This window comes from Flavobacterium sharifuzzamanii, from assembly GCF_003254585.1.
Taxonomy (GTDB): domain Bacteria; phylum Bacteroidota; class Bacteroidia; order Flavobacteriales; family Flavobacteriaceae; genus Flavobacterium; species Flavobacterium sharifuzzamanii.
This window is the reverse complement of sequence record NZ_QJGZ01000041.1, coordinates 398,735-423,164: the sequence shown is the minus strand read 5'-3', so window position 1 is coordinate 423,164 and position 24,430 is coordinate 398,735. Positions and strand designations below refer to the sequence as shown.

The following is a 24,430-nucleotide window of genomic DNA, read 5'->3' as shown; positions in this document are numbered from 1 at the left end:
TTAGGAGCAAATTCCAGCTATCCGCTATATCTTTTCCCTGCTAAAGAAGCAGGAAAAGGATGCCGCTTCTATCTGGGCTAGAGACCAATTTTCATGAGACCAATTTATTTACATTATACATAAAACAGTATATTCGCACACAATCAAAATTAAAGCAATGCCAGAAAGAAGTTTTATAGAAAAGAAATTTGTAACCAACAATAAAAAGAAAGTTATCAGTATTTTGTATTTAATTACTTTTCTGATTTCTATTGTTTTTATAGATTATTATTTACTACCAAAAACAAGTACAAACGACAATATTGACTACTACATTGAAAATGTTGGAAAAAATAGAAATGGGCGCTCAAAAAATACAGTTTCCTATAATTATTACACAAAAGAACAAAATGCTTTTTCAACCAAAAACTTTCTGGTAGAGGAAGATGATATAGAAATCGAATATACTCTACTATTAAAAAGCGTTACAAAGGTTAAATCAAAAGATGCAGATTATTCAAAATATCTTGTTAACGGTTTAAATCCAAACGGTATTGAACTTTATTGCTGTTTTATAATTCTTTTATCTATAGCTGTCAGTTTAAAAATATTACACTCAAAAAAAGCAATCTCCGAAAATTCATTTTACAATATTATCTGCTTTAACGGCTTTCTACTATTTGTAACAATTTATTTGATGAGTTTGTTTTAAACAAAGAAAATCTCTCCATCCTTACAAACGTTTAAAACTCTGTTCCCAATTTTGACAAAATTTTATCCATTTCAAGAAAGTGTTCTTCTGTATTAGAGGAATAAAAAAGTTGATTATTACCCATTATTAGAATCACTTCATCTTCATGATTTCCATAAAATTCTATTCCTTCTGTCCATTGTTTAAAAGAAACTCCTTTATTACTATAACTCTCAGTAATAAATTTTAAGGCTTTATCATCAATTTCATAAAAACATTCAGCAGTATATTCTAAAGCAAAACTAGCCTGAAGAAATGCCATTGCAGTAAAGAAATCGGTTAAGGTTTCTGTTTCCAGATTCCATTCCTTTTCATCATAACTCATGTAAACGGCGGATTAGATTTTGACAAATCCTCTTCATGAATTCCCCAAACACAAGCTTTTTAACTTTCAGAATAAAATATTAGATAATCATCATTTTTATAATATTGAAAACGCTCTGGTATAATTAATAAATCCTGTGTATGATTTAAGTTTTGGATTTTCCCTAATTCAGTATAATAATCAATAAAAACTTTCGGAAGATCTTCAAAAATATCTTTTACAATTTTAATTTCATTTTCGGCAAAACCATTAGGTTCAGTAATACCAAAAAGCTTTTTTATTGTTGAGAAATCCATCATGCCAATTAGTTTTATTTTCTTCTTTCCAGAAAAAAACGTTTCATTAAATCTGCAGCTTCATTCGCCATTACGCCAGAAACAACAGTCGTTTTTGGGTGCAATTTGGTTCCCATATTCATAAATCCGCGTTGTTCGTCGCGTGCGCCAAAAACGATTTTAGAAATCTGACTCCAGTATAAAGCACCTGCGCACATTTGGCAAGGTTCAAGCGTTACATAAAGCGTACAGTCTTTCAAATACTTTCCGCCAAGAAAGTTTGCTGCTGCGGTAATAGACTGCATTTCGGCATGAGCTGTTACATCATTTAATAATTCTGTCAAGTTATGGCTTCTAGCAATAACTTTATCAGCCACAACAATTACAGCTCCAACAGGAATTTCGCCTTTTGAGTAGGCTTCTTCTGCTTCCTGTAAAGCTTTTTTCATGAAATATTCGTCAGTAAAAGGATTTTCCATAAATGCAAAAGTAAAACTTTACTCATTATTTTTACTACATTTAAATTTTGAAATTGAAATATGGAAAGAAATCATAAAATAACAATACCAGAACCATGTCATGAAGACTGGGACAAAATGACGCCAGTTGAAAATGGACGTTTTTGTCTTAGCTGCTCTAAAACGGTTATGGATTTTACTTCTATGCTTCCTGAGGAAATTCAGTATTATTTCATTCAAAATCAAAACAATAAAATTTGCGGAAGATTTAGAAATTCACAATTAGAATCAATTATAATTCAAATTCCAAGCAGAACCTTATACAATCAAACAAGTTACCATAAAATGTTTCTTCTGGCTTTGTTTATTGCAATGGGAACAACTTTATTTAGCTGTGCAGATAAAGAAGGAAATAAGAAGAAAATTGACCAAATTGAAATTGTTGACAATAACACACAAAGTCCAGATGAAGATGTTTCTTCATGTTATGGGCATCAAATTGAATCTAAAAAGAAAAAAACAAAAATAGAGAGAGAAAGAGTTACAATGGGAATGGTAGTTCCTGCTAAACCTATTGAATATTATAGTTTTAAATATAGCATCATATATAATACTGTTGATTTGGACATTTTACCTGCTCCAAAAGGTGGAATGAAAAAATTCTATTCTTATTTTGCAAACAATTACACTGCTTCAAAAAAAGGAGAAATGTCGGTTTTATTTGTAGTAGAAAGAGATGGTACTTTGACTAATTTCAAAGTAACTAAAAACACTTCATCAGAAAATGAAGCAGAAGTTATTAAAGTTTTAGAATCTGGTCCAAAATGGATTGCTGGAAAAACAAATAATCAAAGTGTTCGATCAACTTTCATTTTGCCAATTACATTTAAATAATGAAAATAAAACATAAAATAACTGCTCAGACAAACTACAAATTGCTTTTGTCAATGCTGTCTGTGGTTATTACTTTTTTCGGTTGCCAAAAAAAAGAAGATAAACAACAGGAAGTTAAGAATATTGGAACTGTAAAAGACACTTTGACAGCAAAACCAGATGTTTTGGATACAACTGCAATTAACACTAAAAAATTAAATCAAACACCAGATTTATCAAAAGCAGAGCAAACTGAATTAAAACAAACCACACCAATAGCAACTAAAGAAGTTGATGAAAACAAATCTTCAAAATCTGACAAAGTAAAAAAAGATGATTCTGCCTCAACTCTAAAACCTATTTCAAATACAAATGCAGAATTTCCAGGCGGAATAGAACAATTTCATAACTTTTTTATGAAAGAATATAAAAAACCAGAAGATGTAAGTTATTGGAAACTCAATTTCACTCTCGCATTTGCTGTAGAAAAAAACGGTTCGGTCTCTTTTCTTGAGTGTTCGCCAGCCGTTGAAGAACCACTTCAAAAAGAAATTATCCGAGTCTTAAGTTTATGTCCGAAATGGCAGCCTGGAGAATCGAATGGAAAAAAAGTTAGAATGCAATATTCCGTTCCTATTTTATTGAAATAAGACTCTGGGGAAAATTAAATTTAAAACCGTAAATTTGCTTTTTACCTTACAATGAAAAGCGATTTACTTTCCAAAATATACAATCCTGCCGATTTGCGTCTTTTAAAAGAAGAACAGCTTGCTCAAGTTGCTCAAGAACTTCGTCAGTTTATTATTGACATTGTTTCTGTAAAAGAAGGGCATTTGGGAGCAAGTTTGGGCGTTGTAGAACTTACACTTGCTTTGCATTATGTTTTTAATACTCCTAATGATTTATTGGTTTGGGATGTTGGACACCAAGCTTACGGGCATAAAATCTTGACCGAAAGAAGAGAAATTTTTCACACTAATAGGCAAATTGGAGGAGTTTCGGGTTTTCCGAAAAGAAGCGAAAGTGTTTACGATACTTTTGGCGTTGGACATTCCTCTACTTCGATTTCTGCAGCACTCGGAATGGCGATTGCTTCAAAATTAAAAGGCGATTTTGAAAAAGAACATATTGCCGTAATCGGCGATGCTTCAATTGCGAGCGGAATGGCGTTTGAAGGTTTAAATCACGCTGGAGTTACCGATGCCAATATTTTGGTTATTCTAAACGATAATGCCATCGGAATTGATCCTAGCGTTGGTGCTCTGAAAAAATATCTTACTTCGGTTAAAAATGGAAAAAATCCGCGACAAAATAATATCATTAAGTCATTGAATTTTGATTATTCAGGACCAATAGACGGTCATGATCTTCCTAAATTAATCAAAGAATTAAATCGTCTTAAAAAGATAAAAGGACCAAAATTCCTTCATATTGTAACTACAAAAGGAAAAGGTTTACAGCAGGCTGAAGAGAATCAGGTGAAATATCATGCTCCTGGAAAATTTGATGCTTCGACTGGAGAAATTCATTTAAAACCCGAAGAAAATCTTCCTCCAAAATATCAAGATGTTTTTGGTTTAACTATTCTAGATTTAGCCAAAAAGAATGAAAAAATAATCGGTATCACACCTGCAATGCCATCTGGAAGTTCATTAAAATTTATGATGGACGAATTTCCAGAACGTGCTTTTGATGTGGGTATTGCCGAACAGCATGCTGTAACGCTTGCGGCTGGAATGGCAACTCAGGGCATGATTGTATATTGCAATATTTACTCTACATTTTTACAGCGTGCCTACGATCAGGTAATTCATGATGTCGCGCTGCAAAATTTATCTGTAATTTTTTGTCTAGACCGCGCGGGCTTAGTAGGCGAAGATGGCGCAACGCATCATGGTGTTTTTGACATCGCATATCTGCGTTCGATTCCGAATATGGTAATCTATGCTCCGCTGAACGAAATTGAACTTCAGAATATTTTATATACGGTTCAATTGGGAATAGATCATCCTATTGCGATTCGATATCCAAGAGGCCGCGGAGTCCTTCCAAATTGGGAAGTAGAAAATTTCGGACATTACGAAAAAATAAATTGGAACAAGGCAAAATGCTTGAAAGATGGTACGAAAGTTGCTGTGCTATCGGCCGGAACAATGGGAAATAATGTTATAGAGGCTTTAAAAGAATCTACCAATTCTAACGAAATCGCCCACTACAACTTTAGCTTTATTAAACCACTAGACATCAATGCTTTAAAAACCATTTTTTCAACTTTCGAACGTATTATTACCATCGAAGAAGGGGTTAAAAATGGTGGTTTTGGAAGCGCAATTTTAGAGTTTGCAGCATCAAATGATTTCAAAAATTCTATTGAAATTTTAGGTGTTCCAGACGAATTTATCGAGCATGGAACGGTAAATCAACTGCAACAATTGTGTAAAATTGACGTTAAAAGTTTAATAAATCTTTTTTCTAATGGTTCAAAATAATTATTTTGCGACACCAAAAAAAAATTACCTAAATGAAATTATTGCGTTCTACCCTTTTGCTATTATTGCTTTTGTGTACTTCTAATAACTTTGCCCAGATTATACAAACCACTTTAAGTCCGAATCAAGCACCTAAACCACCGTCCAACTGGAGCAGAAAGAATCAGGTTGGTTTTGACATTTCCGAAATTGCTTTTGTAAACTGGAGCGCGGGGGGAACAAGTTCTATTTCAGGTTTATTTAAAGGTGAATTTGGAAGAACTTACACAAAGAAAAATCATAAATGGGTAAACGAGCTTATTGTAAAATATGGTTTAAATAAACAAGACGGAATCGAATTAAGAAAAACAGATGACGCCTTTCAGTTCAACTCAACTTATGGTTTCAGAAAAGATACTGCATCAGACTGGTATTACTCTTCTAAATTAAATTTCAACACACAATTTACAGATGGTTATAATTACCCAAACCGTGATGTTGCCATTTCTAAACCTTTTGCACCGGCTTATATCTTTCTGGGAGCTGGAGCAGAGAATTCAAACAAAGAAAAAAACAGAGTATTTTACTTCTCTCCTATTACATTAAAAACCACTTTAGTACTTGATCAATATCTTGCAGACCAAGGTTCTTTCGGGGTTAAGAAAGCGGTTTATGCACCAGATCCGCTAGATCCTACTCAGCAAATATTGATTGAAAATGGGCAAAAGGTAAAAGCCGAATTTGGTATACTTTTTACAGCTTATATGAAAAACGAAATCTATAAAAACGTTTTTTACGAAAACAGATTAAGCTTATATACCGACTATTTGAACAAATTCGGAAATGTCGATATTGATTATGACACTCGTCTTGATCTTGTTGTTAATGCTTATGTAAAAGCAAACATAGGAGTCCACTTAATTTATGACGACGATATTAAAACGAAAAAAGACGTTGTTGATCCAACTACAGGAGCAACAACTCAAGTAAATGACGGACCTAGAATGCAGTTAAGACAAGTTCTGGGAGTTGGTTTGGTTTACGCTTTCAAATAAATAAAAATTATAAAAAATGCCTCTTTCAAAATTAATGAAAGAGGCATTTTTTATTGCAAACGAATCGATTTAACGCTTTTTCTGTCCTTGAATTGTTTCATACAATTCAAGAGCATTTCCATCTGTAAGAAGCGAAACGTAATGACAGATATGCAGTAAACGTTCGTATAGATTCGTTTTCTCCAAATGATGTTTCTCTGGCAGCATTTTCAAAATTAATTTATCGTAATTTGAAGCCGTTCCTTCATATTTATTATTGAATGCTGTAATGAATTTATCCAATAATGTCTGAATGATTTGATAACCCACAATTTCTTTCTCAATCACTTCGCGGCTTTGGTAGATTTTATCAACGCTTAGTTTGATAATATCGTTCATCTGTGCTTTGTATTTACTTTTGTCTGTTAAAGCATAAGGAAAGTTTCCTGCAAGAATCGCTTCTTCATTTTCAACAAAAACATTTACCGCATCATTAATTAAAGTTCCGATAGCCAAAGCTCGTAAATAACTAATACGATCTTCTTTTGTAGTTAATGATTTGTATTTAGAAACCCCGATATTGTCTTTTACCAGATTAATCAAATATTCTAAAGCAAAATCTTCAGAAACCAAACCTAAATTGATTCCGTCTTCAAAGTCAATAATTGTGTAACAGATATCATCTGCTGCTTCGACTAAATAAGCCAATGGATGTCTTTCGAAACCAATATCTTCACCAGATTTATTGGCAATCATTCCCATATCTTTGGCTACTTCTTCAAAGAATAATTTATCAGATTGAAAGAATCCGTATTTTTTATCGGAAATATTATTTGTTGGCTTTTTAGGAAGACTTTCTTTTGGATATTTCATGAAAGCTCCTAAAGTTGCATACGAAATACGAAGTCCGCCTTCAATTCCTGGACGACTTGCTGTAAGAACTGAAAATCCGTTGGCATTTCCTTCAAAATCAATCAAATCCTGCCATTGTTTATCAGTAAGCTGATTTCTGTGTTTCTGACCATTTCCGATAGAAAAATATTCGCCAATTGCTTTTTCGCCAGAATGTCCAAAAGGCGGATTCCCAATATCGTGCGCCAATGAAGCTGCAGCAACAATAGCTCCAAAATCGTTCATATGATAACCGTGAACTTCTTTCAGATAAGGATATTTTTCAATGATTTTTTTTCCAACCAAACGCCCAAGCGAACGCCCGACAACAGAAACTTCCAAACTGTGCGTTAAGCGCGTGTGTACGAAATCTGTCTTAGAAAGCGGAATAACCTGTGTTTTATCTTGTAAACTTCTAAAAGCGGAAGAAAATATAATTCGGTCATAATCAACCTCAAATCCTAAACGAGTATCATCTTGTTCTACACGTAATCTTTTGCTTGTATCGCCCTGACGTTTTAATGATAAAAGTTGTTCCCAGTTCATTTTAATTTTAGATTGTAGATTAACGATTTTAGATTTTTGATCTAAATTGATGATTTTAGATTTCAAAAATACGTTTTATTTTAGGAATTTCTTCTGCTTTAAAACTCTAAAGCGGTGCTATGTTTGATTTCTCCCATTACAAAAATACTGTTCGTATTCCCGATGTTTTCAATAGTCGATAATTTATTCATTACAAAATCCTGATAACTAGCCATGTCTTGCACTAAAATCTTCAGCATAAAATCGTAATCACCTGCTATATTATAACATTCGATAATTTCTGGAAGCGCCACGATATCTTTTACAAAATTGCTTCCTACGTTTTTGGCGTGTTCTTTTAAACGTACATTACAAAACACTGTCATTCCGCGATTCATTTTCTTCTTATCTAAGAGCGCTACATATTTGGTAATATAACCGTCTCTTTCCAGTCTTTTTATTCTTTCGTAAACGGGAGTAACTGTCAAGAATAATTTACTTGCGAGGTCTTTTGTATTGATATTACAGTCTTCTTGAAGGTATTTCAGGATCAACAAATCGGTTTTATCTAGGTTTTCCATAGTTTTTTTTACTGCTACAAGTTCATTTTACAGATTTTAAAAGTAATTAAATCTTTTAAAACACACTTTTAAAACACATTTTACTAAAATAAAAGTCAAATATAAGTTATAAAAACCAAGAACGTACATTTGTTCAGTAAAAAATACTGAATCACAAATGAAAACAAACAACTTAGGTTACCCAAGAATTGGCAGCAACAGAGAACTGAAAAAAGCCAGCGAATTGTATTGGGCGGGAAAAATTTCAGCAGAAGAACTTATAGATGCAGGAAAAGAAATCCGTCTTAAAAACTGGAAATTACAAGCCGAAGCAGGTGTTGATTTAATTCCGTCTAATGATTTTTCTTTTTATGATCAAGTTTTAGATTTGACTCTAACCCTTGGAGCAATTCCGGCACGTTATCATGAATTAGCAAAAAGCAATTCATCTCTAGATTTGTATTTTGCAATGGCAAGAGGTTCTCAAAAAGACGGACAGGATGTTGTGGCAATGGAAATGACAAAATGGTTCGACACCAACTATCATTACATTGTTCCTGAATTCACAAAGAACCAAAAGTTTGAATTGTTTTCTGAAAAAATAATCAATGAATTTAAAGAAGCAAATTCAGTAGGAATCAAAACAAAACCAGTTTTAATTGGACCCGTTTCTTATCTTTTATTAGGAAAAGAAAAAGAAGAAGGTTTTAATAGAATTGATCTAATTGATGCTTTATTGCCTGTTTATTTCGAGATTTTAGAAAAACTAGAAGCAGAAAATGCTGAATATATTCAGTTCGACGAGCCTTTCTTGGCTTTAAATTTAACTGATAAAGACAGAAGTGTTTTCACGAAAGTATACAATGAAATCAACAAACGTTTTCCAAAACTAAAAGTTGTTTTAGCCAACTATTTCGACTGTTTTGGAGAAAATCTAGAAACTGCTTTGGCTTTGCCTGTCGATACTTTCCATTTAGATTTAGTACGCTGTCCACTTCAATTAAACGATATTTTAGAATCTGGAAAATTAGCTCCAAATGTAAATCTTTCTCTTGGAGTTGTTGACGGAAGAAATATCTGGAAAAATGACTTCAAAAAATCTTTAGAATTAATCAAAAAAGCTACTGATGCTTTAGGAACCGATCGAATTTTAATTGCTCCTTCTTGTTCACTAATTCACAGTCCATGCGATTTGGATTTAGAAACAAACGATCAGATTTTAACTCCCGAAATCAAACAATGGCTGGCTTTTGCTAAACAGAAAATCAGCGAAATTGTTCTTTTAAAACAATTTGCTTCAAACGAAGTGAATCCTGAAAATTCAGCTGATTACAAAGAAAATGTTTTGGCAAACGAAAACCGTAAAACTTCAAAATTAATTCACAATAATGAAGTTAAAGCGCATGTGGCAGGAATTACAGTTTCAGACGATAAACGCAAAAGTGCTTTTGCAGTAAGAAGAAAAAGCCAGATTGAAGCTTTAAAACTGCCTTTATTTCCAACCACAACAATTGGATCTTTCCCTCAAACAGCTGAAGTGAGAAGCTGGAGAGCGAGATACAAAAAAGGAGAATTAACAGCTCAGGAATACAATGATTTAATCGAAAAGGAAACCGAAGCTACAATTCGTTTTCAAGAAGAAACAGGAATCGATGTTTTAGTTCATGGCGAGTTTGAACGCAACGATATGGTAGAATATTTCGGCGAGCAATTAGACGGATTCACCTTTACCAAAAACGGCTGGGTACAGAGTTACGGAAGCCGTTGTGTGAAACCGCCAGTTATTTATGGAGATGTTTCTCGTCCAAATCCAATGACTGTAAAATGGTCACAATACGCACAATCTCTAACTTCAAAATGGGTAAAAGGAATGCTTACTGGACCTGTAACGATTTTGCAATGGTCATTTGTTCGAAACGATCAGCCTCGTTCTGAAACCTGTACACAAATCGCTTTGGCAATTCGCGATGAAGTTGTTGATTTAGAAAAAGCTGGAATTAAAATCATTCAGATTGATGAGCCAGCTATTCGCGAAGGCCTTCCGCTAAGAAAAGAAGAATGGGCGAAATATTTAGATTGGGCAGTTCGTGCATTCAGAATTTCTGCAAGTGGTGTAAACGATGATACGCAAATTCATACACACATGTGTTATAGCGAATTCAATGACATCATTCAAAACATTGCTGACATGGACGCCGATGTTATTACTATTGAATGTTCGCGCTCTCAAATGGAACTTCTAGATGCTTTTGCAGACTTTAAATATCCAAACGAAATTGGCCCTGGAGTTTATGACATCCATTCTCCACGTGTTCCATCAAGCGCAGAAATGGTTCGTTTATTAGAAAAAGCTTCGGCCGTAATTCCAGTTGATCAATTATGGGTAAATCCAGATTGCGGTTTAAAAACCCGCCATTGGGACGAAACTAAAAAAGCATTGATCGAAATGGTTGCAGCAGCTCAAGAAATGCGAGCATCAGTCGAAAATCCCGTGACTTAATACCTTAAATAGTTTTTGTTTTTTATGCCAGCAAATGAGGCCGAATATTAGTTATGATTCGGTTCGGCTTCATTTTGTTGGTATTTATTTTTATTGAATAAACAAACCTTTCAAAGCTAGTTTTTTTCTCTTTCACTCAGCCTCGTGTTAATTCGTAAAACTTTTCTTCTTTTTACAAAACAATATTTAAAATTCTGTATTTTAGCTATTTACAAATTAATAATTACAATTTTATGTATTCAACAGCTCAATACACAGATTTTTTTATTAGTTATTTAGAAACCCAAATTATAGATAAAGAACCTAAAAATCTATATGATCCCATAGAATATATAATGGCTATGGGGGGAAAACGATTACGGCCAACGCTTACTCTACTAACTACTGATTTTTTTGGAGCAGACTATAAATTAGCATTGCCAGCTGCTTTGGCAATTGAAGTTTTTCATAATTCTTCATTAATTCATGACGATATTATAGACGAAGATCCTATTAGAAGAGGAAAACCAACTGTACACAAAAAATGGAATACTAACACCGCTATTCTTGCCGGAGATGCAATGATTATTCTAACCTATGAGCATCTGCAAAATTATGAACCAAATCTTTTCAAGGACTTAATCAAAGCAGTTAACAAAATGGGAATAAAAGTATGTGAGGGGCAAATCCTGGATGTTGATTTTGAAACACGCCAAGATGTTACGGTGTCAGAATATCTAAAAATGATCAAATATAAAACTGGTGCACTTATAGGAACTTCAATGAAAATGGGAGCCATAATAGCACAAACATCACAAGAAAATTGCGATTTAATTTATGAATTTGGGATTAATATAGGTCTAGCCTTTCAGTTACAAGATGATTACTTGGATCTTTTTGGTGATACCCCCACTTTTGGTAGACGTTTAGGTGGCGACATTATTTCAAATAAAAAAACCTACTTATATTTTAAAGCTCTTGAAATTGTAACCGAGACCGAAAAAGAACTATTAAAAAATTTATACGCTGTTCGTCTTAAAGACAATACAAATAAAATTAAAGCCATAACCGAATTATTTCTAAAATCTGGAGTGCCCAAAGCGACACAAGAATCCATCAAAAAATATACCTTTAAAGCTTCAAAAATTTTAGACAAAATCAATATAGAAGAGAATAATAAAAAATTATTAAGAGATTTTGCAGAAAGTCTAATAGGAAGACAGGTTTAATTGTTTTTACCTTCAAGTCTATTTTTTCAGCAGAAGAATTTGGTACAAAAAAAGCGCTCCGTTTGGAGCGCTTTCTGAAATTGAATATAAAAACTAAAGATTAGAAGTTTTTAGAGATTCCAATGCTAGCTGTTTTACCAAAGTTGAAATTAAATCTGCTAACATCTGGACCGTTGTTATCATAATTTAAAGTTTCGTATCCTAAACCACCAATGCTAAAGTTAAGACCAAAACCATTTTTCATGTTAATGAAAAGAGCTGGAACTACACCAATATACATTCCATCTGCTTTGTATTTTGTGTAGTTTGATCCAACGTAATCTTTTTCAGTTTGATTTTGGAAACCAGCTCCTAAATCTGCGAATACTGAGAAAGTTTGGCTTAATGGCATTGTGTAACGTACAAATGCACCAAATTTAGAACTGTTTGTTTTGTATTCATTTACACCTTGATCATCTTTTGAAGAAGCAACTGTAAACTCACCTCCAACTGTCCAGTTTTCGTGAAATTGGTAACCTACTTTTGGAGAAAAAGCAAATTCGTTTGATTTTCTTTCAGCATTACCGAAATCTCTTGTTTCAGAAGAATAAGAGATGTTACCACCTACTAATACTGTACCTTTTTGTGCGTTTGCAAAACTGCAGATAGCTAAAGCAGCCATCACTAGAATTTTTTTCATGATTTGGGTTTTATTTTAATTTTAGCATTCTCTTAACAATAACAATGCCGTGAATACTGGGCTACTCATTTTTTTTATAATTACTTTAAGAGATAAATTTTTAGCAATCGAAACTATTTCTAGTTACTTTTGTAACAAATAAAAAGTCATGTCGATAGAAGTAAACAGTATATCAAAAAGTTACGGAGAGCAAAAAGCTTTAAATGAAATTTCTTTTAAAATTGAGAAAGGAGAAATCGTAGGATTTCTTGGTCCAAATGGAGCTGGAAAATCTACTTTGATGAAAATTTTGACCACTTATTTACTTGCCGATAGTGGCTCAGCCCTTGTAAATGGTCACGATGTCATGACAAACGAAAAAGAAGTACAACGTTCGATCGGGTATTTGCCAGAGCACAATCCTTTGTATTTGGATTTGTATGTTCGTGAATATTTGGCATTTAATGCCGATGTTTACAACATGCCAAAAGCAAGAATTGAAGAAGTAATTCAACTGACAGGACTGACACCAGAAAGCCATAAAAAGATTGGCCAACTTTCTAAAGGATACCGCCAACGCGTTGGTTTGGCAAATGCCTTACTTCATGATCCAGAAGTTTTAATTTTGGATGAACCAACTACTGGACTGGATCCGAATCAGTTAATGGAAATTCGTAATGTGATCAAAAATGCAGGAAAAAATAAAACAGTTTTTTTATCGACACACATTATGCAAGAAGTTGAAGCAATTTGTGATCGTGTCATAATTATTGACAAAGGACAAATTGTTGCAGACAATAAATTAGACCATTTAGTTACGGCTAATAAAGAGCAAGTTATTGAAGTAGAGTTTGATTACAAAGTTGAAGAACAGCTTTTGGCTAAACTAGAAAACATTTCTTCGTACGTAAATACTCATGACATGACATGGGAGCTGACTTTTGTTACAGATAAAGACATGCGTCCTACTATTTTTGACTTTGCCAACGAAAATGGATTAAAAACATTACAATTGAATCAGAAAAATAAAAACTTGGAAGCTGTTTTTAGAGAAATTACGAAGTAAGTTTTTAGTCGCAGTCACGGTTTTCAGTTAGAAAAGCGGTTTGTTTTATAAAAAACAGACCGCTTTTTTTATTCCCCATTTTATTTTTTTCCCTACAAATCAACAAATTAAGGCTTTTCTGTAAAAAATAATCATTATTTTTATTTAGACTTGTTATAAATAGTTATATATTTGGCATATCAAATTTTAAATGCCACAGTATGTTACGTATACTCGACACCCTTAAAAAACATATTTCTGCTGTTTCAAATCAAGCAATACATCTTCAAAAAAGGTTTTCAGAAAAATTAGAACAAATTGTTCTTCAATAGATCTGACAAAAAAACAAAGATTATGTTCTAAATCTCAGATTTAGAATTAGCCAAATTTAAACAGCATGAAAAAAATTATTACCTCCATTATGCTTGCTTTTTCGGTATATGATGGATATTCTCAAACAGAAAAAGAAACAGACAGTATTGTTGAAACCACTATAAATGCTCTAGATGAAATCGTGATTGCTAGAAAAAAAGTACTATATACTCAAAAATCTGATCGTCTTGTTTTTAATGTAGAAAACAGCATCGTATCTGAAGGCGGAACCGCGCTTGACGTATTATCACGTGCGCCAGGCGTTGTTGTGTCTCAAGATGGCGATTTGTCTATTCGCGGACAGCAGGGCGTTGCTGTAATGATAAATGGTAAATTGACACAGCTATCACAAAAAGAATTGGCAAATTATCTAAAAGCCACAACCTCATCAAACATCAAGCAAATTGAAGTAATTACCAACCCTTCTTCTAAATATGATGCAGCTGGAAAAGCTGGAATTATTAATATCATTTTAAAGAAGCCTAATGCTTCTGGCTTAAAAGGAACCGCTTTTGCCAGTTACGGAAGAGGCAAAAAAAACAGAACCAATTCTGGTTTCAATTTAAATTATAACAAAGATAAATGGGGCGTTTTCGGAAATTACAGCTATACTTTTCGAGGCGAAGAAGAACATAAAAAGTTCAATCAGATTCAATATACAGATCTTAAACGTCAGGAAATTGCTTCCACAAATCACCAAACTTCTATTACAGATGAACCTTTGACTTCTAATAATTTCAAAATCGGAACACAATATGAAGTTTCCCCTAAAACAAATTTAGAGTTTTATGTAGATGCTAAAATCGGACGTTATGAAAACATGGCTGATGGAACAAATACAGTTTTTAATACTTCAAATCAGCCCATTTTTGATGCTCTGACTTATAATGACAGCAAAGAAAAATGGAATGATTATACGTATGCTTTTTCTGGAGTTCATAAATTTAATACAGAAGGAAAAAACATGTCTTTTGATTTTGAATATGAAACTTCGAAGTTTAGATCCAATCAATTTCAAAGTGCAGATAATACGGCAAATTCAACTGTTGTAAATGATCGTCGTGGATATATTCCTTCTCAGTTAAAAGTTTTTACAGGAAAAATCGACTTTGTAAATCCGTTCAAGGAAAAACAATCTATTGAATGGGGTTTTAAAACTAGCATTAAAAACAATGACAATCCATCTGTTTATGAATATTATGAAAATAATGAATGGCAGATTGATGTTAATTCGACTAACCATTTTGAATATAACGAACAGATTTATGCCGCTTACGCGAATTACAAATATCAGTTAGAAAAATTAAACATTCAGGCTGGTTTACGTAGTGAATATTCAGCAATCAATATTGACCAAAAAACGTTAAATGAAGAGCATAAAGATGATTATTTGAAATGGTTTCCGAGCCTTTCTTTAAAATATGAATTTACCAGTAATCATTCTGCACATGCTTCTTACAGCAAGAGAATCAACAGGCCAAGTCAGTTCGATTTGAATCCGTTTCGTTTTTATGATGATTCATTCAATTATTCACAAGGAAATCCAAACTTGATTCCAGAAATTACGCATGCTATGGAAATTGGTTACGCCTGGAAAAGTAATTTTATGGCTTCGGCTTATTTCAATAGTACCAAAGATGTTTTCACGGAAGTGTACAATTATAATCCTGATACTAATACAACGGTTACAACTCAAATAAATGTTGACAAATCTTATAATTATGGAATTAACATTACCAATACATCAGAATTAAATAAATGGTGGTCTGTGAATACATTATTCAATATTTTTCAAAATAAATTTATGGGAGAGATTTTAAACGGCAATACTATCGATCCTATTATGACTTTGAATGTAAGCGTCCAAAATTCTTTTGCTATAACTGAAACTTTAAAAGCAGAAGGAAATGCCCAATATCAGTCAAAATCAAATCTTGGAATTTACCAGAGAGATGGTTTCTTTGATTTCAGCATTGGAATTTCAAAACAAGTTTTAGCTAAAAAAGGAAACATCAAACTAAATTTTACAGATGTTTTCAATACTAATAATTTCAACATTAAATCTGCAGTTGCACAAACTAGTATCGATAAAAGATATGAACTTGACAATCGCATTGCGACAATTGCATTTACATACCGAATTTAAAATTTCGTTCTTTAAATACCTTGTTTTTTGTTTTTTTTTGTGTTAGTCAAGAGCCTGTTCCTTCAAACAGGCTCTTCTACTTTTATCAAGTTTATAATTCTGAAAGCACTTCTCGCATTTCCTCAATTACAAGCTTCACATCATTTTCTGTAGTTCGCCAATTTACAAAAGAAGCCCTAATTCCTTTTTTACCTTGATAAACCGTTGGTGTCATAAATACTTTTCCTGTATCATTTAAAGCAGATAAAAACTGACTTACTTTTTCTTGATTGTGCTCTCCTTTCAGTGTAAAGCAGACATTATTTAAACGAATTGGCGCTAGAAGTTCAAAATCATTTTCTATTAAGGCATTACCAAAATGCAAAGCCAATGCTGTACTATTCTCAATAATATCTCTAAAACCTTCTTTTCCATAAGCTTTAAGCGAAAACCATGCTGGCAACGCACGCAAACGGCGTGAATTTTCAGGAAGAACATTCAAATAATTAAAATTCTCCAGCGGATTAGCTAGATACGGTGCATTTGAGTTTTGGAACGTTTCAATCTGCAGATTTATATGCTCTTTTTTAACTAAATAAAAAGCGCTTTCATAAGGTACATTAAGCCACTTATGGCAATCGATAGTAATACTGTCTGCCCCTTCCCATCCTTGCACTAAATGTTTGTATTTTTCTGAAACTGCTGCAAATCCGCCAAAAGCGGCATCAATATGCCACCAGAAATTGTATTTCTCTTTCAATGCAGCAATCGCTTCAAAATCATCAAAATCAGCTGTATTTACAGTTCCTGCACTTGAGATTAATATAAAAGGTTTTCCATCTAATTTCTTTATATTTTCTTCTAAATCAGCAATATCAAGAGCTTCACGATTTCCCTCGGCAGCTTTTATTGCTGTATAATTTTGGCTTCCAATTCCTAAAAGCGAAAGACATTTTATAGTAGAAGAATGTGGTGTTGCTGTTAGAATATTAATTGATTCTGAAATTCCGTTTTTAGCAAAATCTTTTCCAAACTGTTTTCCAAACCATTGTCTGGCAACGCCAAGAGAAGTAAAGTTTGACATTGTAGCACCTGTAACGAATCCGCCTAAAAATGAATCAGGCAATTCTAGCAATTGCAACAATAAATTGATGGTTTCAAACTCTATTAATGCCGATGCTCCTCCTTGTGCCTTTACTGCTTGAGTATTCTGATCATACACGGTCGCTAGCCAATCGCCCACAATAGATGCTGGTGTTGAACCGCCTGTAACAAATCCCCAATATCTCGGACCTGGCGAAGAAACCATCAAAGGCGCCAATCTTTCATTAAACTCTTTTAAAGCATCAATAGAACCTAAACCTAATTCGTTTAGCTCAGTTTTAGGGTCTATCGAATAAGTATTAGAGGTTGGAATGTTTTCGATATTATTAAGAAAATCAATCCCTTGCTGTTTTGTTTTTTCTAAGATATTCTCAAAATTATTGAGATCATGTTGTAATATTGAATTCATAAGTTTATTGTATTAGTTATGTTGCGCAGATTGCACAGATGAAAAAATATTAATAAAAATTTGTGTGTGTGTGTGTTAAAAGGAAGCTACCACTTTGTTTTTTCAGAGAATCTTGAAACCATCATCGAGCAGATTACATCTCCGTTAGCATTTAATAAAGTAGCAATTGGGTCAACCAAAGTTCCCAAAATCATGGCAACTGGAAGCGCTTGCTCCATAGGAAAACCATAAACTGTTATGGCTAAGATTTCGCCAATATAACCTCCGTTCGGAATTCCGCCTTCTACGATCGAAACTACAACTGTAATTCCGAGTGCTAGAAGAATGGTCATCGGATCTGAAAAATCTTTCCCAAACATGGCAAACAAAAAAGTTATTTTTAAAATGGATGACATACTCGATCCGTCTTTGTGCAAAGGTGCTCCAAGCGGAATTACTAAATTCCGGACGTGACTAGGGATACCCATTTTCTCTGCCGCATCTAGATTGGCTGGTATAGTGGCAATACTGCTGCAAGTTCCTACTGCGGTTAAAGATGGAGTTATATTGTTACCCCAAAAAACTTTAAAAGCTCTTTTCCCTCCAGAGACAAGTGCATATAAACTGAAAAATACAAAAAAGTAGAAAATACAGGCACCATAATAAACCGCCATCGGTTTTGCATAAACTCCTAACAATTGAGGTCCAAAAACTCCTACTTGATAAGCAAAATAAGCTCCTAAACCAATTGGTGCAGATTTCATGATAATGTTTAAAAGCTGTTTCATTACCTCGTTTCCCGAATCCAGAAAACTCTTGAAAGCTTTTCCTTTTTCTCCTGATTGCAGTGTGGCAAAACCAACTAAAAAAGAGAAAATAATCAACGCCAGCATGCTTTTACGAGACAATAATTCGAAGAAATCATTGGCCGTAAGCAGTTTTGCAATCTGATCTCCTGCCGATCCTGATGCTACTTCTTCAAACGGAACTTTGGCAATAGCAATATCTTCATGAATTGGAAAAAGATAAACCGCACAAATCATCACAATTGCTGATATCAAAATTGTTACAAGAAAAACCAAAATCATGATAACGAATAGTTTTCCTAATTTTTCTGTTCTTTCCAGATTCGCTATCGAAGAACCAATTGTAAAAAAGATAAGAGGAATAATCGCTGTGAAAAGTAAATTCAGAAATATATCGCCAAGCGGTTTTATTATCAAAACATCTTCTCCGAAAACCAAACCAAAAATACTTCCAATTATAATTCCGCCAAGAAGCCATAAAATGCTGCTGTAACTCTGTAAAAAATTGATTTTCTTAACTTCCATAATGATAAAAGGATTTAGAATTCAGCAATCTCTATATTTTCTAAACACATAGAAACATAGTTCTCTTTGTCTAGAAAGGCGTTTTACTTATTTAAACAAACATAGCTATGTGTGAAAAATGTATTTTCCTTTTTAATTCTTCTCAACTAAAGTTAAGAAAAAATCTATGTTTCTATGTGTTTAAAAATCTCAACTATTTCTCCAGAACAATCGTAGTAAAAGCTCTGTCAACCAATTCGCCAGTTTTGCTTTTTACTTTTTCCGTCTGTGTTTCCGTGTAAACGATTTTAAAATCTGATTTTTTGATTAATTCCTGCGCTTTTTCAGTGCTGTACAATTTAAATTCGAATTGTGTGAAAGGCAGTGTTTTCATGAAATCTTCTTCGGCAAATGTCAAACAGAAATTACCGCTTGGTTTTAAAACTCTGTAGATTTCTGAAAGCAATTCTTCAGGCTTCTGCCAGAAATAAATCGTATTTACAGTGAAAATTTTATCGAATAATCCATCCTCAAACGGAATGATATTTCCGTCATAAAGAGAGAAGAAAGCCTGTTTTTGAGAAACAAAATTTCGATTGATCTGGCGCGCTTCCTGAAACATCAGTTCCGACATTTCCAGTCCGTAGTATTTTAGATTTTTGGCTTGTTCAAAAAGAAATTCTACATGTCCCGCATTTCCATGTCCGAGTTCCAAAATTCTATTTTCGCTTGAAATATTTAGATTCTGAATCGAATGTTTGGTCATATTGATGTTCGTTTCGTTCATCATATTGGCCATTTCAATTCCTTTTTCTCCCGATGGATGTTTTAATTGAGAGGCTATGGCTTGTAGTTCTTCTTGTTTCATAATTTTTTAAATTCCAATTAAAAAAATACCAAATTCCAACTTTTTTGTCATTCCGAGGAACGAGGAATCACATTAGAAACTCCGCAAAGTAAATCGCCAATCTTTGTCGACCCCCGAGTGAGATTCCTCGTTCCTCGGAATGACAAACTGTACTCAATCAACTTTGTCAAAGTTTAAAACTTTGACAAAGTTCATGTAGTCAACTATTAAAAAACCTGACTTGCAATCTGGCGGATGTTCTCAGATTTACCCATTGAATAATAGTGTAAAAAAGGAACTCCAGCGGCTTTTAATTCTAATGATTGCTGAATCGCCCATTCGATTCCGACTTGTTTGATCTCAGCATTGTTTTTGCACTTATCTACAGCATCGATTAAATCTTCTGGCAAATCGATTCTGAAAATCTGAGGCAGAACCTGTAAATGTCTTTGAACAGCAATTGGTTTAATTCCAGGAATAATCGGAATTGTGATTCCCATTTCTCTTGCTTTTTCTACAAAAGCAAAATATTTTACATTGTCAAAAAACATTTGTGTTACTACATAATCAGCTCCTGCGTCAACCTTTTCTTTTAATCTTTTTAAATCTGATTGTAAAGATGGTGATTCTAAATGTTTTTCTGGATAACCTGCAACTCCAATACAGAAATCAGCTTTGTTATCAGCATCCATTACTTCATGAAGATATTTTCCGCAATTCAAATCGTTTATTTGTTTTACCAAATCAATTGCATAATGATTTCCTCCGGCTTTTGGCGTAAAAGACTGTTCATCTTTCATTGCATCTCCACGAAGTGCCATTACATTGTTAATTCCTAAATAATGACAATCAACCAACATATACTCGGTTTCTTCTTTGGTGAAACCACCGCAAAGCAAATGCGGAACCGTATCTACATTGTATTTGTGTTTTATAGAAGCGCAGATTCCAAGCGTTCCCGGACGCATACGAGTCAGTTTTTTATCCAAAAGTCCGTTACCACGATCAATGTAAATGTACTCCTCGCGAGAAGTTGTCACATCAATAAAAGGCGGATTAAACTCCATCAACGGATCAATATTATCGTATAATTCCTGAATGCTTTTCCCCTTTTGTGGCGGAATAATTTCAAACGAGAATAATGTTTTTCCTTTGGCGTTTTCTATATGTTCTGTTACTTTCATTATTTGAATTATGAGTTATGAGTTATGAATTTTGAGTTTGAATTGTGTAAAAAATCTGAATCAAAAAACGTAAATCAATATTTTTATTTGTTTCAAGTTTCAGGTTCAAAGTTTCAAGTTACTGTAGAGAACTTGAAACCTGAAACTTGAAACAAAAACTTTAATCTGCTATATTAGGGTTTAACCATTTCATTGCGTAATCAAGCGGTACATTTCGGCGTTTGGCGTAATCTGTAACCTGATCTTCTTTTATTTTTCCGAGTCCGAAATAGCGGCTCTTTGGATTTCCGAAATAATATCCTGACACCGATGAAGCCGGCCACATTGCCATACTTTCTGTAAGTTTCACTCCAATTTGTTTTTCAACATCTAAAAGTTTCCAAATTGTTGGTTTCTCCAAGTGATCTGGACAAGCCGGATAACCTGGAGCAGGACGAATTCCTTTATAACTTTCTTTAATCAATTCTTCGTTGGTTAAAGATTCATCGGCATCATAACCCCAGAAATCTTTACGTACTCTCTCGTGAAGATATTCTGCAAAAGCCTCAGCAAATCGATCGGCAAGTGCTTTTACCATAATCGAATTATAATCGTCTAAATTCTTTTCATATTCAGCCGCCCATTCATCGACACCAAAACCTGTGGTTACGCAGAAAGCTCCCATATAATCTTCTATTCCGCTTTCTTTCGGCAGAATAAAATCGGCTAAAGCAATGTTTGGAGCACCTTTTGTTTTTTGCGATTGCTGACGAAGCGTTAAGAATTTCTCCAAAACTTTTCCGTTTTCATCACGCAATTCGATATCGTCATCATTCACCTGATTTGCTGGGAAAATTCCGTAAATACCTTTTGCTTTTAATTTCTTCTCTTCCAAAATTACTTTCAGCATTGCCTGAGCATCATTAAAAACAGAAGTTGCTTCTTTACCTACAACCTCATCCGTTAAAATTGCAGGATATTTTCCGTACAATTCCCAAGTCTGAAAAAATGGCGTCCAGTCGATATAAGGAACCAAAACATCTAATTCTATTTCAATGGTTTGCGCACCAATTACTTTTGGTTTAGTCGGCGTATATTCAGACCAATCCAATGGCAATTTGTTTTTTCGGGCATCTTCAATCGTCAGGAAGTTTTTATCTCTTGAACGATTTAAAAATGTTTCTCTAAAAGAATCGTATTCTGCGCGAATATCTGCAGCGTATATTTTTCTATTATGATCTAACAGATTTCCTGCAACGGTAACAGCTCTCGAAGCATCGTTTACGTGAATTACAGTTTCTCTGTATTGAGGTGCAATTTTCACAGCTGTATGCGCGCGCGAAGTAGTTGCCCCTCCAATCATAATTGGAATTTTAATATCTTGTTTGTCTAGTTCTTTTGCCAAATACACCATTTCGTCAAGCGAAGGTGTGATCAGTCCGCTTAATCCAATGATATCTACTTCATGTTCGATCGCTGCTGCAATGATTTTTTCCGGAGGCACCATAACACCAAGATCTACAATCTCATAATTGTTACAAGCCAAAACTACCGAAACGATGTTTTTACCAATATCGTGAACGTCACCTTTTACAGTCGCCATCAAGATTTTTCCGTTTCCTTGCTTATCTCCGGCTTGTTTGCTCGCTTCAATAAATGGCAATAAATAAGCCACGGCTTTTTTCATTACACGAGCCGATTTTACAACCTGTGGCAAGAACATTTTTCCGCTTCCGAATAAATCTCCAACGACATTCATTCCGGCCATCAAATTGATTTCGATAACTTCGATTGGTTTTGTTGCCGCCAAACGTGCTTCTTCAACATCTTCTTCAATAAAAGCATCAATTCCTTTTACCAATGAATGTGTAATACGCTCTTGAACCGTTCCAAAACGCCATTCCTGAACCGTTTTTTCATCGCTTTTTGCTTCACCTTTTACACTTTCAGCAAAATCTAACAATCTTTCGGTTGCGTCGTCGCGTCTATCCAGAATTACATCTTCAACGTATTCTAACAAGTCTTTCGGAATATCATCGTAAATCGTCAACATCTCCGGATTAACGATTCCCATCGTCATTCCGTTTTTAATTGCGTGATATAAAAATACCGAGTGCATGGCTTCACGAACCGTATCATTTCCTCTAAAAGAGAACGAAACGTTACTCACTCCACCACTAATATGTGCGTGCGGAAGATTCTCGCGAACCCATTTTGTTCCTCTAAAGAAATCTAAAGCGTTCAATCTATGCTCTTCCATTCCCGTTGCAACTGGGAAAATATTTAAATCGAAAATAATATCTTGTGGAGGGAAATTTACTTTGTTCACCAAAATATCATACGAACGCTGGCAGATTTCTACCCTACGATCGTAATTATCCGCCTGACCAACTTCATCAAAAGCCATTACAATAGCAGCTGCTCCGTAACGTTTGATTAGTTTAGCGTGGTGAATAAAGGCTTCTTCTCCTTCTTTTAACGAAATCGAGTTTACAACGCTTTTTCCTTGTACTACTTTTAGACCTGCTTCAATGATTTCCCATTTCGAACTGTCGATCATAATTGGCACTCTCGAAATGTCTGGTTCTGCAGCAATTAAATTCAAAAATTTAGTCATTGCAGTAACTCCGTCAAGCATTCCTTCATCCATATTAATATCGATGATCTGTGCTCCACCTTCTACTTGCTGTCTTGCAATATCAAGCGCCTCGTCATATTTCTCTTCCTTGATTAATCTCAAGAATTTTCTTGAACCTGTTACATTCGTACGCTCACCAACATTCACGAAAACACTTTCCGGCGTAATAATTAACGGTTCTAATCCTGATAATACAAGGTCTCTTCTTTTTTCTGTCATTTCTTTTTAAGTTACTAAGATCCTGAGATTCTAAGGTTCTAAGTTTTTTTATTCTATTTTCTTTCCTGCGAGGTTTTTTAAAACCTTGTCGGTATATTCGTTTTCAATATTTTAATTTGGGCGTGCCCCTCCGGGTCGGGCTATCCGTTGCAAGTCCTCGCTCTTCCTTCGTCAGGCTGTGGGCTTTCCACTTCTATCCCTCACGCAGACTCGGTTTCATAAGAAATACATTCCGTATGATTCTCTCAATTATTCCTTTTATATTCAATTTGCCAGTTAAGGCTATCCAACTTCTCAAGGGTGATAAAATATTTTTTACTGTAAATATTTTTAGCAAATATTGTTTTCCAACCATATTTATCTACACTATCCTTTTCTACTATAAATAGCCTTGCTTTTTTATCTTCTAATCTTTGAAAATAATTATTCCAATATCTCGGTCTATCGCTATTAGCAATCATTCTTCCGCTCATGATTTTCTCGAAAACAAATGGAGCATCATAATCTCCTCTTTTACTTTCATCAAAATCATCTTGATATTCATAATAAAAGCCTGAATCATTCATACTATCATTTTCGGATAGAATACTATATATTATTTTATCAGAACTATTTTTAACAATCAGTTCTCTTGTGTCTAATTTATCACAAGAACAAAAATTAAGTAAAATAAAAATCAAAAGAATTTTACTTGTTTTTAGCATAATTTTTATC

21 protein-coding genes are annotated in these 24,430 nt (G+C 34.0%); 9 read left to right on the top strand and 12 right to left on the bottom strand.

Annotation, left to right across the window (positions count from 1 at the left end; translation table 11 throughout):
• Positions 1-157 precede the first annotated feature (157 nt).
• Positions 158-691, top strand: coding sequence for a hypothetical protein (locus DMA14_RS19090; protein WP_111426128.1), 534 nt, complete (start codon positions 158-160; stop codon positions 689-691).
• 31 nt (positions 692-722) lie between these two features.
• Here DMA14_RS19090 and DMA14_RS23025 read toward each other — a convergent pair whose 3' ends face one another.
• The 3 genes from DMA14_RS23025 to DMA14_RS19080 are packed head-to-tail and all read right to left on the bottom strand — an operon-like array spanning position 723 to position 1,809.
• On the bottom strand, positions 723-1,055 hold the full coding sequence (locus tag DMA14_RS23025; RefSeq protein ID WP_238990006.1) for a hypothetical protein: 333 nt from the start codon (positions 1,053-1,055) through the stop codon (positions 723-725).
• Between the two features lie 59 nt (positions 1,056-1,114).
• Positions 1,115-1,354, bottom strand: a complete 240-nt coding sequence (locus DMA14_RS23020; protein ID WP_238990005.1) for a hypothetical protein — start codon at positions 1,352-1,354, stop codon at positions 1,115-1,117.
• 11 nt (positions 1,355-1,365) lie between these two features.
• Positions 1,366-1,809 carry a nucleoside deaminase gene (locus tag DMA14_RS19080; protein ID WP_111426127.1) on the bottom strand — a complete coding sequence of 148 codons (444 nt, stop codon included), beginning with the start codon at positions 1,807-1,809 and terminating at the stop codon, positions 1,366-1,368.
• 60 nt (positions 1,810-1,869) lie between these two features.
• On the opposite strand from DMA14_RS19080, the gene DMA14_RS19075 reads away from it, so the two are divergent.
• Genes DMA14_RS19075 through DMA14_RS19060 form a run of 4 tightly spaced genes read left to right on the top strand, consistent with a single transcriptional unit; the run spans position 1,870 to position 6,184 of the window.
• The gene (locus DMA14_RS19075) at positions 1,870-2,682 is read left to right on the top strand and encodes an energy transducer TonB (RefSeq protein WP_111426126.1); all 813 of its coding nucleotides are present in this window, start codon (positions 1,870-1,872) and stop codon (positions 2,680-2,682) included.
• Positions 2,682-3,311, top strand: coding sequence for a hypothetical protein (locus tag DMA14_RS19070; RefSeq protein WP_111426125.1), 630 nt, complete (start codon positions 2,682-2,684; stop codon positions 3,309-3,311). Before DMA14_RS19075 ends, DMA14_RS19070 begins: the two co-directional genes overlap by 1 nt.
• A 51-nt stretch (positions 3,312-3,362) precedes the next feature.
• Complete coding sequence (locus DMA14_RS19065; protein WP_111426124.1) at positions 3,363-5,150, top strand: 1-deoxy-D-xylulose-5-phosphate synthase; 1,788 nt, start codon at positions 3,363-3,365, stop codon at positions 5,148-5,150.
• Between the two features lie 32 nt (positions 5,151-5,182).
• On the top strand, positions 5,183-6,184 hold the full coding sequence (locus tag DMA14_RS19060; RefSeq protein ID WP_111426123.1) for a DUF3078 domain-containing protein: 1,002 nt from the start codon (positions 5,183-5,185) through the stop codon (positions 6,182-6,184).
• A 69-nt stretch (positions 6,185-6,253) separates the two neighbouring features.
• Here the strand turns inward: DMA14_RS19060 and DMA14_RS19055 are convergent, their stop codons facing one another.
• Positions 6,254-7,600 (bottom strand): deoxyguanosinetriphosphate triphosphohydrolase, encoded by a 1,347-nt coding sequence (locus DMA14_RS19055; protein ID WP_111426248.1) that lies wholly within the window; start codon positions 7,598-7,600, stop codon positions 6,254-6,256.
• Between the two features lie 98 nt (positions 7,601-7,698).
• Positions 7,699-8,160, bottom strand: a complete 462-nt coding sequence (locus DMA14_RS19050; protein WP_012023598.1) for an Lrp/AsnC family transcriptional regulator — start codon at positions 8,158-8,160, stop codon at positions 7,699-7,701.
• A gap of 157 nt (positions 8,161-8,317) precedes the next feature.
• Between DMA14_RS19050 and metE the strand changes: the two genes are divergently transcribed.
• Entirely contained in the window at positions 8,318-10,639 is a 2,322-nt protein-coding gene (metE, locus tag DMA14_RS19045) for a 5-methyltetrahydropteroyltriglutamate--homocysteine S-methyltransferase (protein ID WP_111426122.1), read from the top strand.
• A gap of 233 nt (positions 10,640-10,872) precedes the next feature.
• The gene (locus DMA14_RS19040; RefSeq protein WP_111426121.1) at positions 10,873-11,847 is read left to right on the top strand and encodes a polyprenyl synthetase family protein; all 975 of its coding nucleotides are present in this window, start codon (positions 10,873-10,875) and stop codon (positions 11,845-11,847) included.
• 100 nt (positions 11,848-11,947) lie between these two features.
• Here DMA14_RS19040 and DMA14_RS19035 read toward each other — a convergent pair whose 3' ends face one another.
• The gene (locus DMA14_RS19035; protein WP_111367829.1) at positions 11,948-12,526 is read right to left on the bottom strand and encodes an outer membrane beta-barrel protein; all 579 of its coding nucleotides are present in this window, start codon (positions 12,524-12,526) and stop codon (positions 11,948-11,950) included.
• 148 nt (positions 12,527-12,674) lie between these two features.
• Between DMA14_RS19035 and gldA the strand changes: the two genes are divergently transcribed.
• Together gldA and DMA14_RS19025 are read left to right on the top strand one after the other, a co-directional pair.
• Positions 12,675-13,571, top strand: coding sequence for a gliding motility-associated ABC transporter ATP-binding subunit GldA (gldA, locus tag DMA14_RS19030; protein ID WP_111426120.1), 897 nt, complete (start codon positions 12,675-12,677; stop codon positions 13,569-13,571).
• Between the two features lie 376 nt (positions 13,572-13,947).
• A complete protein-coding gene (locus DMA14_RS19025) occupies positions 13,948-16,068 on the top strand; it encodes an outer membrane beta-barrel family protein (RefSeq protein WP_111426119.1) in 2,121 nt (706 codons plus the stop codon).
• Positions 16,069-16,159: 91 nt separating this feature from the next.
• Here the strand turns inward: DMA14_RS19025 and DMA14_RS19020 are convergent, their stop codons facing one another.
• From DMA14_RS19020 to DMA14_RS18995, 6 genes are all read right to left on the bottom strand, one after another.
• On the bottom strand, positions 16,160-17,560 hold the full coding sequence (locus DMA14_RS19020; RefSeq protein WP_111426118.1) for a pyridoxal phosphate-dependent decarboxylase family protein: 1,401 nt from the start codon (positions 17,558-17,560) through the stop codon (positions 16,160-16,162).
• Between the two features lie 86 nt (positions 17,561-17,646).
• Complete coding sequence (locus DMA14_RS19015) at positions 17,647-18,870, bottom strand: dicarboxylate/amino acid:cation symporter (protein ID WP_111426117.1); 1,224 nt, start codon at positions 18,868-18,870, stop codon at positions 17,647-17,649.
• Between the two features lie 193 nt (positions 18,871-19,063).
• Entirely contained in the window at positions 19,064-19,717 is a 654-nt protein-coding gene (locus DMA14_RS19010) for a class I SAM-dependent methyltransferase (protein WP_111426116.1), read from the bottom strand.
• 206 nt (positions 19,718-19,923) lie between these two features.
• Entirely contained in the window at positions 19,924-20,880 is a 957-nt protein-coding gene (gene metF, locus DMA14_RS19005) for a methylenetetrahydrofolate reductase [NAD(P)H] (protein ID WP_111426115.1), read from the bottom strand.
• 160 nt (positions 20,881-21,040) lie between these two features.
• Entirely contained in the window at positions 21,041-23,716 is a 2,676-nt protein-coding gene (metH, locus tag DMA14_RS19000; protein ID WP_111426114.1) for a methionine synthase, read from the bottom strand.
• 245 nt (positions 23,717-23,961) lie between these two features.
• Positions 23,962-24,420 (bottom strand): hypothetical protein, encoded by a 459-nt coding sequence (locus tag DMA14_RS18995; protein ID WP_111426113.1) that lies wholly within the window; start codon positions 24,418-24,420, stop codon positions 23,962-23,964.
• Positions 24,421-24,430: the final 10 nt, after the last annotated feature.

What these genes read in the sequence shown, in the direction of transcription:
- DMA14_RS19090 (WP_111426128.1), top strand. Translation starts at nt 158, where the DNA reads ATGCCAGAAAGAAGTTTTATAGAAAAGAAATTTGTAACCAACAATAAA.
- DMA14_RS23025 (WP_238990006.1), bottom strand. Translation starts at nt 1,055, where the DNA reads ATGAGTTATGATGAAAAGGAATGGAATCTGGAAACAGAAACCTTAACC.
- DMA14_RS23020 (WP_238990005.1), bottom strand. Translation starts at nt 1,354, where the DNA reads ATGATGGATTTCTCAACAATAAAAAAGCTTTTTGGTATTACTGAACCT.
- DMA14_RS19080 (WP_111426127.1), bottom strand. Translation starts at nt 1,809, where the DNA reads ATGGAAAATCCTTTTACTGACGAATATTTCATGAAAAAAGCTTTACAG.
- DMA14_RS19075 (WP_111426126.1), top strand. Translation starts at nt 1,870, where the DNA reads ATGGAAAGAAATCATAAAATAACAATACCAGAACCATGTCATGAAGAC.
- DMA14_RS19070 (WP_111426125.1), top strand. Translation starts at nt 2,682, where the DNA reads ATGAAAATAAAACATAAAATAACTGCTCAGACAAACTACAAATTGCTT.
- DMA14_RS19065 (WP_111426124.1), top strand. Translation starts at nt 3,363, where the DNA reads ATGAAAAGCGATTTACTTTCCAAAATATACAATCCTGCCGATTTGCGT.
- DMA14_RS19060 (WP_111426123.1), top strand. Translation starts at nt 5,183, where the DNA reads ATGAAATTATTGCGTTCTACCCTTTTGCTATTATTGCTTTTGTGTACT.
- DMA14_RS19055 (WP_111426248.1), bottom strand. Translation starts at nt 7,600, where the DNA reads ATGAACTGGGAACAACTTTTATCATTAAAACGTCAGGGCGATACAAGC.
- DMA14_RS19050 (WP_012023598.1), bottom strand. Translation starts at nt 8,160, where the DNA reads ATGGAAAACCTAGATAAAACCGATTTGTTGATCCTGAAATACCTTCAA.
- metE (WP_111426122.1), top strand. Translation starts at nt 8,318, where the DNA reads ATGAAAACAAACAACTTAGGTTACCCAAGAATTGGCAGCAACAGAGAA.
- DMA14_RS19040 (WP_111426121.1), top strand. Translation starts at nt 10,873, where the DNA reads ATGTATTCAACAGCTCAATACACAGATTTTTTTATTAGTTATTTAGAA.
- DMA14_RS19035 (WP_111367829.1), bottom strand. Translation starts at nt 12,526, where the DNA reads ATGAAAAAAATTCTAGTGATGGCTGCTTTAGCTATCTGCAGTTTTGCA.
- gldA (WP_111426120.1), top strand. Translation starts at nt 12,675, where the DNA reads ATGTCGATAGAAGTAAACAGTATATCAAAAAGTTACGGAGAGCAAAAA.
- DMA14_RS19025 (WP_111426119.1), top strand. Translation starts at nt 13,948, where the DNA reads ATGAAAAAAATTATTACCTCCATTATGCTTGCTTTTTCGGTATATGAT.
- DMA14_RS19020 (WP_111426118.1), bottom strand. Translation starts at nt 17,560, where the DNA reads ATGAATTCAATATTACAACATGATCTCAATAATTTTGAGAATATCTTA.
- DMA14_RS19015 (WP_111426117.1), bottom strand. Translation starts at nt 18,870, where the DNA reads ATGGAAGTTAAGAAAATCAATTTTTTACAGAGTTACAGCAGCATTTTA.
- DMA14_RS19010 (WP_111426116.1), bottom strand. Translation starts at nt 19,717, where the DNA reads ATGAAACAAGAAGAACTACAAGCCATAGCCTCTCAATTAAAACATCCA.
- metF (WP_111426115.1), bottom strand. Translation starts at nt 20,880, where the DNA reads ATGAAAGTAACAGAACATATAGAAAACGCCAAAGGAAAAACATTATTC.
- metH (WP_111426114.1), bottom strand. Translation starts at nt 23,716, where the DNA reads ATGACAGAAAAAAGAAGAGACCTTGTATTATCAGGATTAGAACCGTTA.
- DMA14_RS18995 (WP_111426113.1), bottom strand. Translation starts at nt 24,420, where the DNA reads ATGCTAAAAACAAGTAAAATTCTTTTGATTTTTATTTTACTTAATTTT.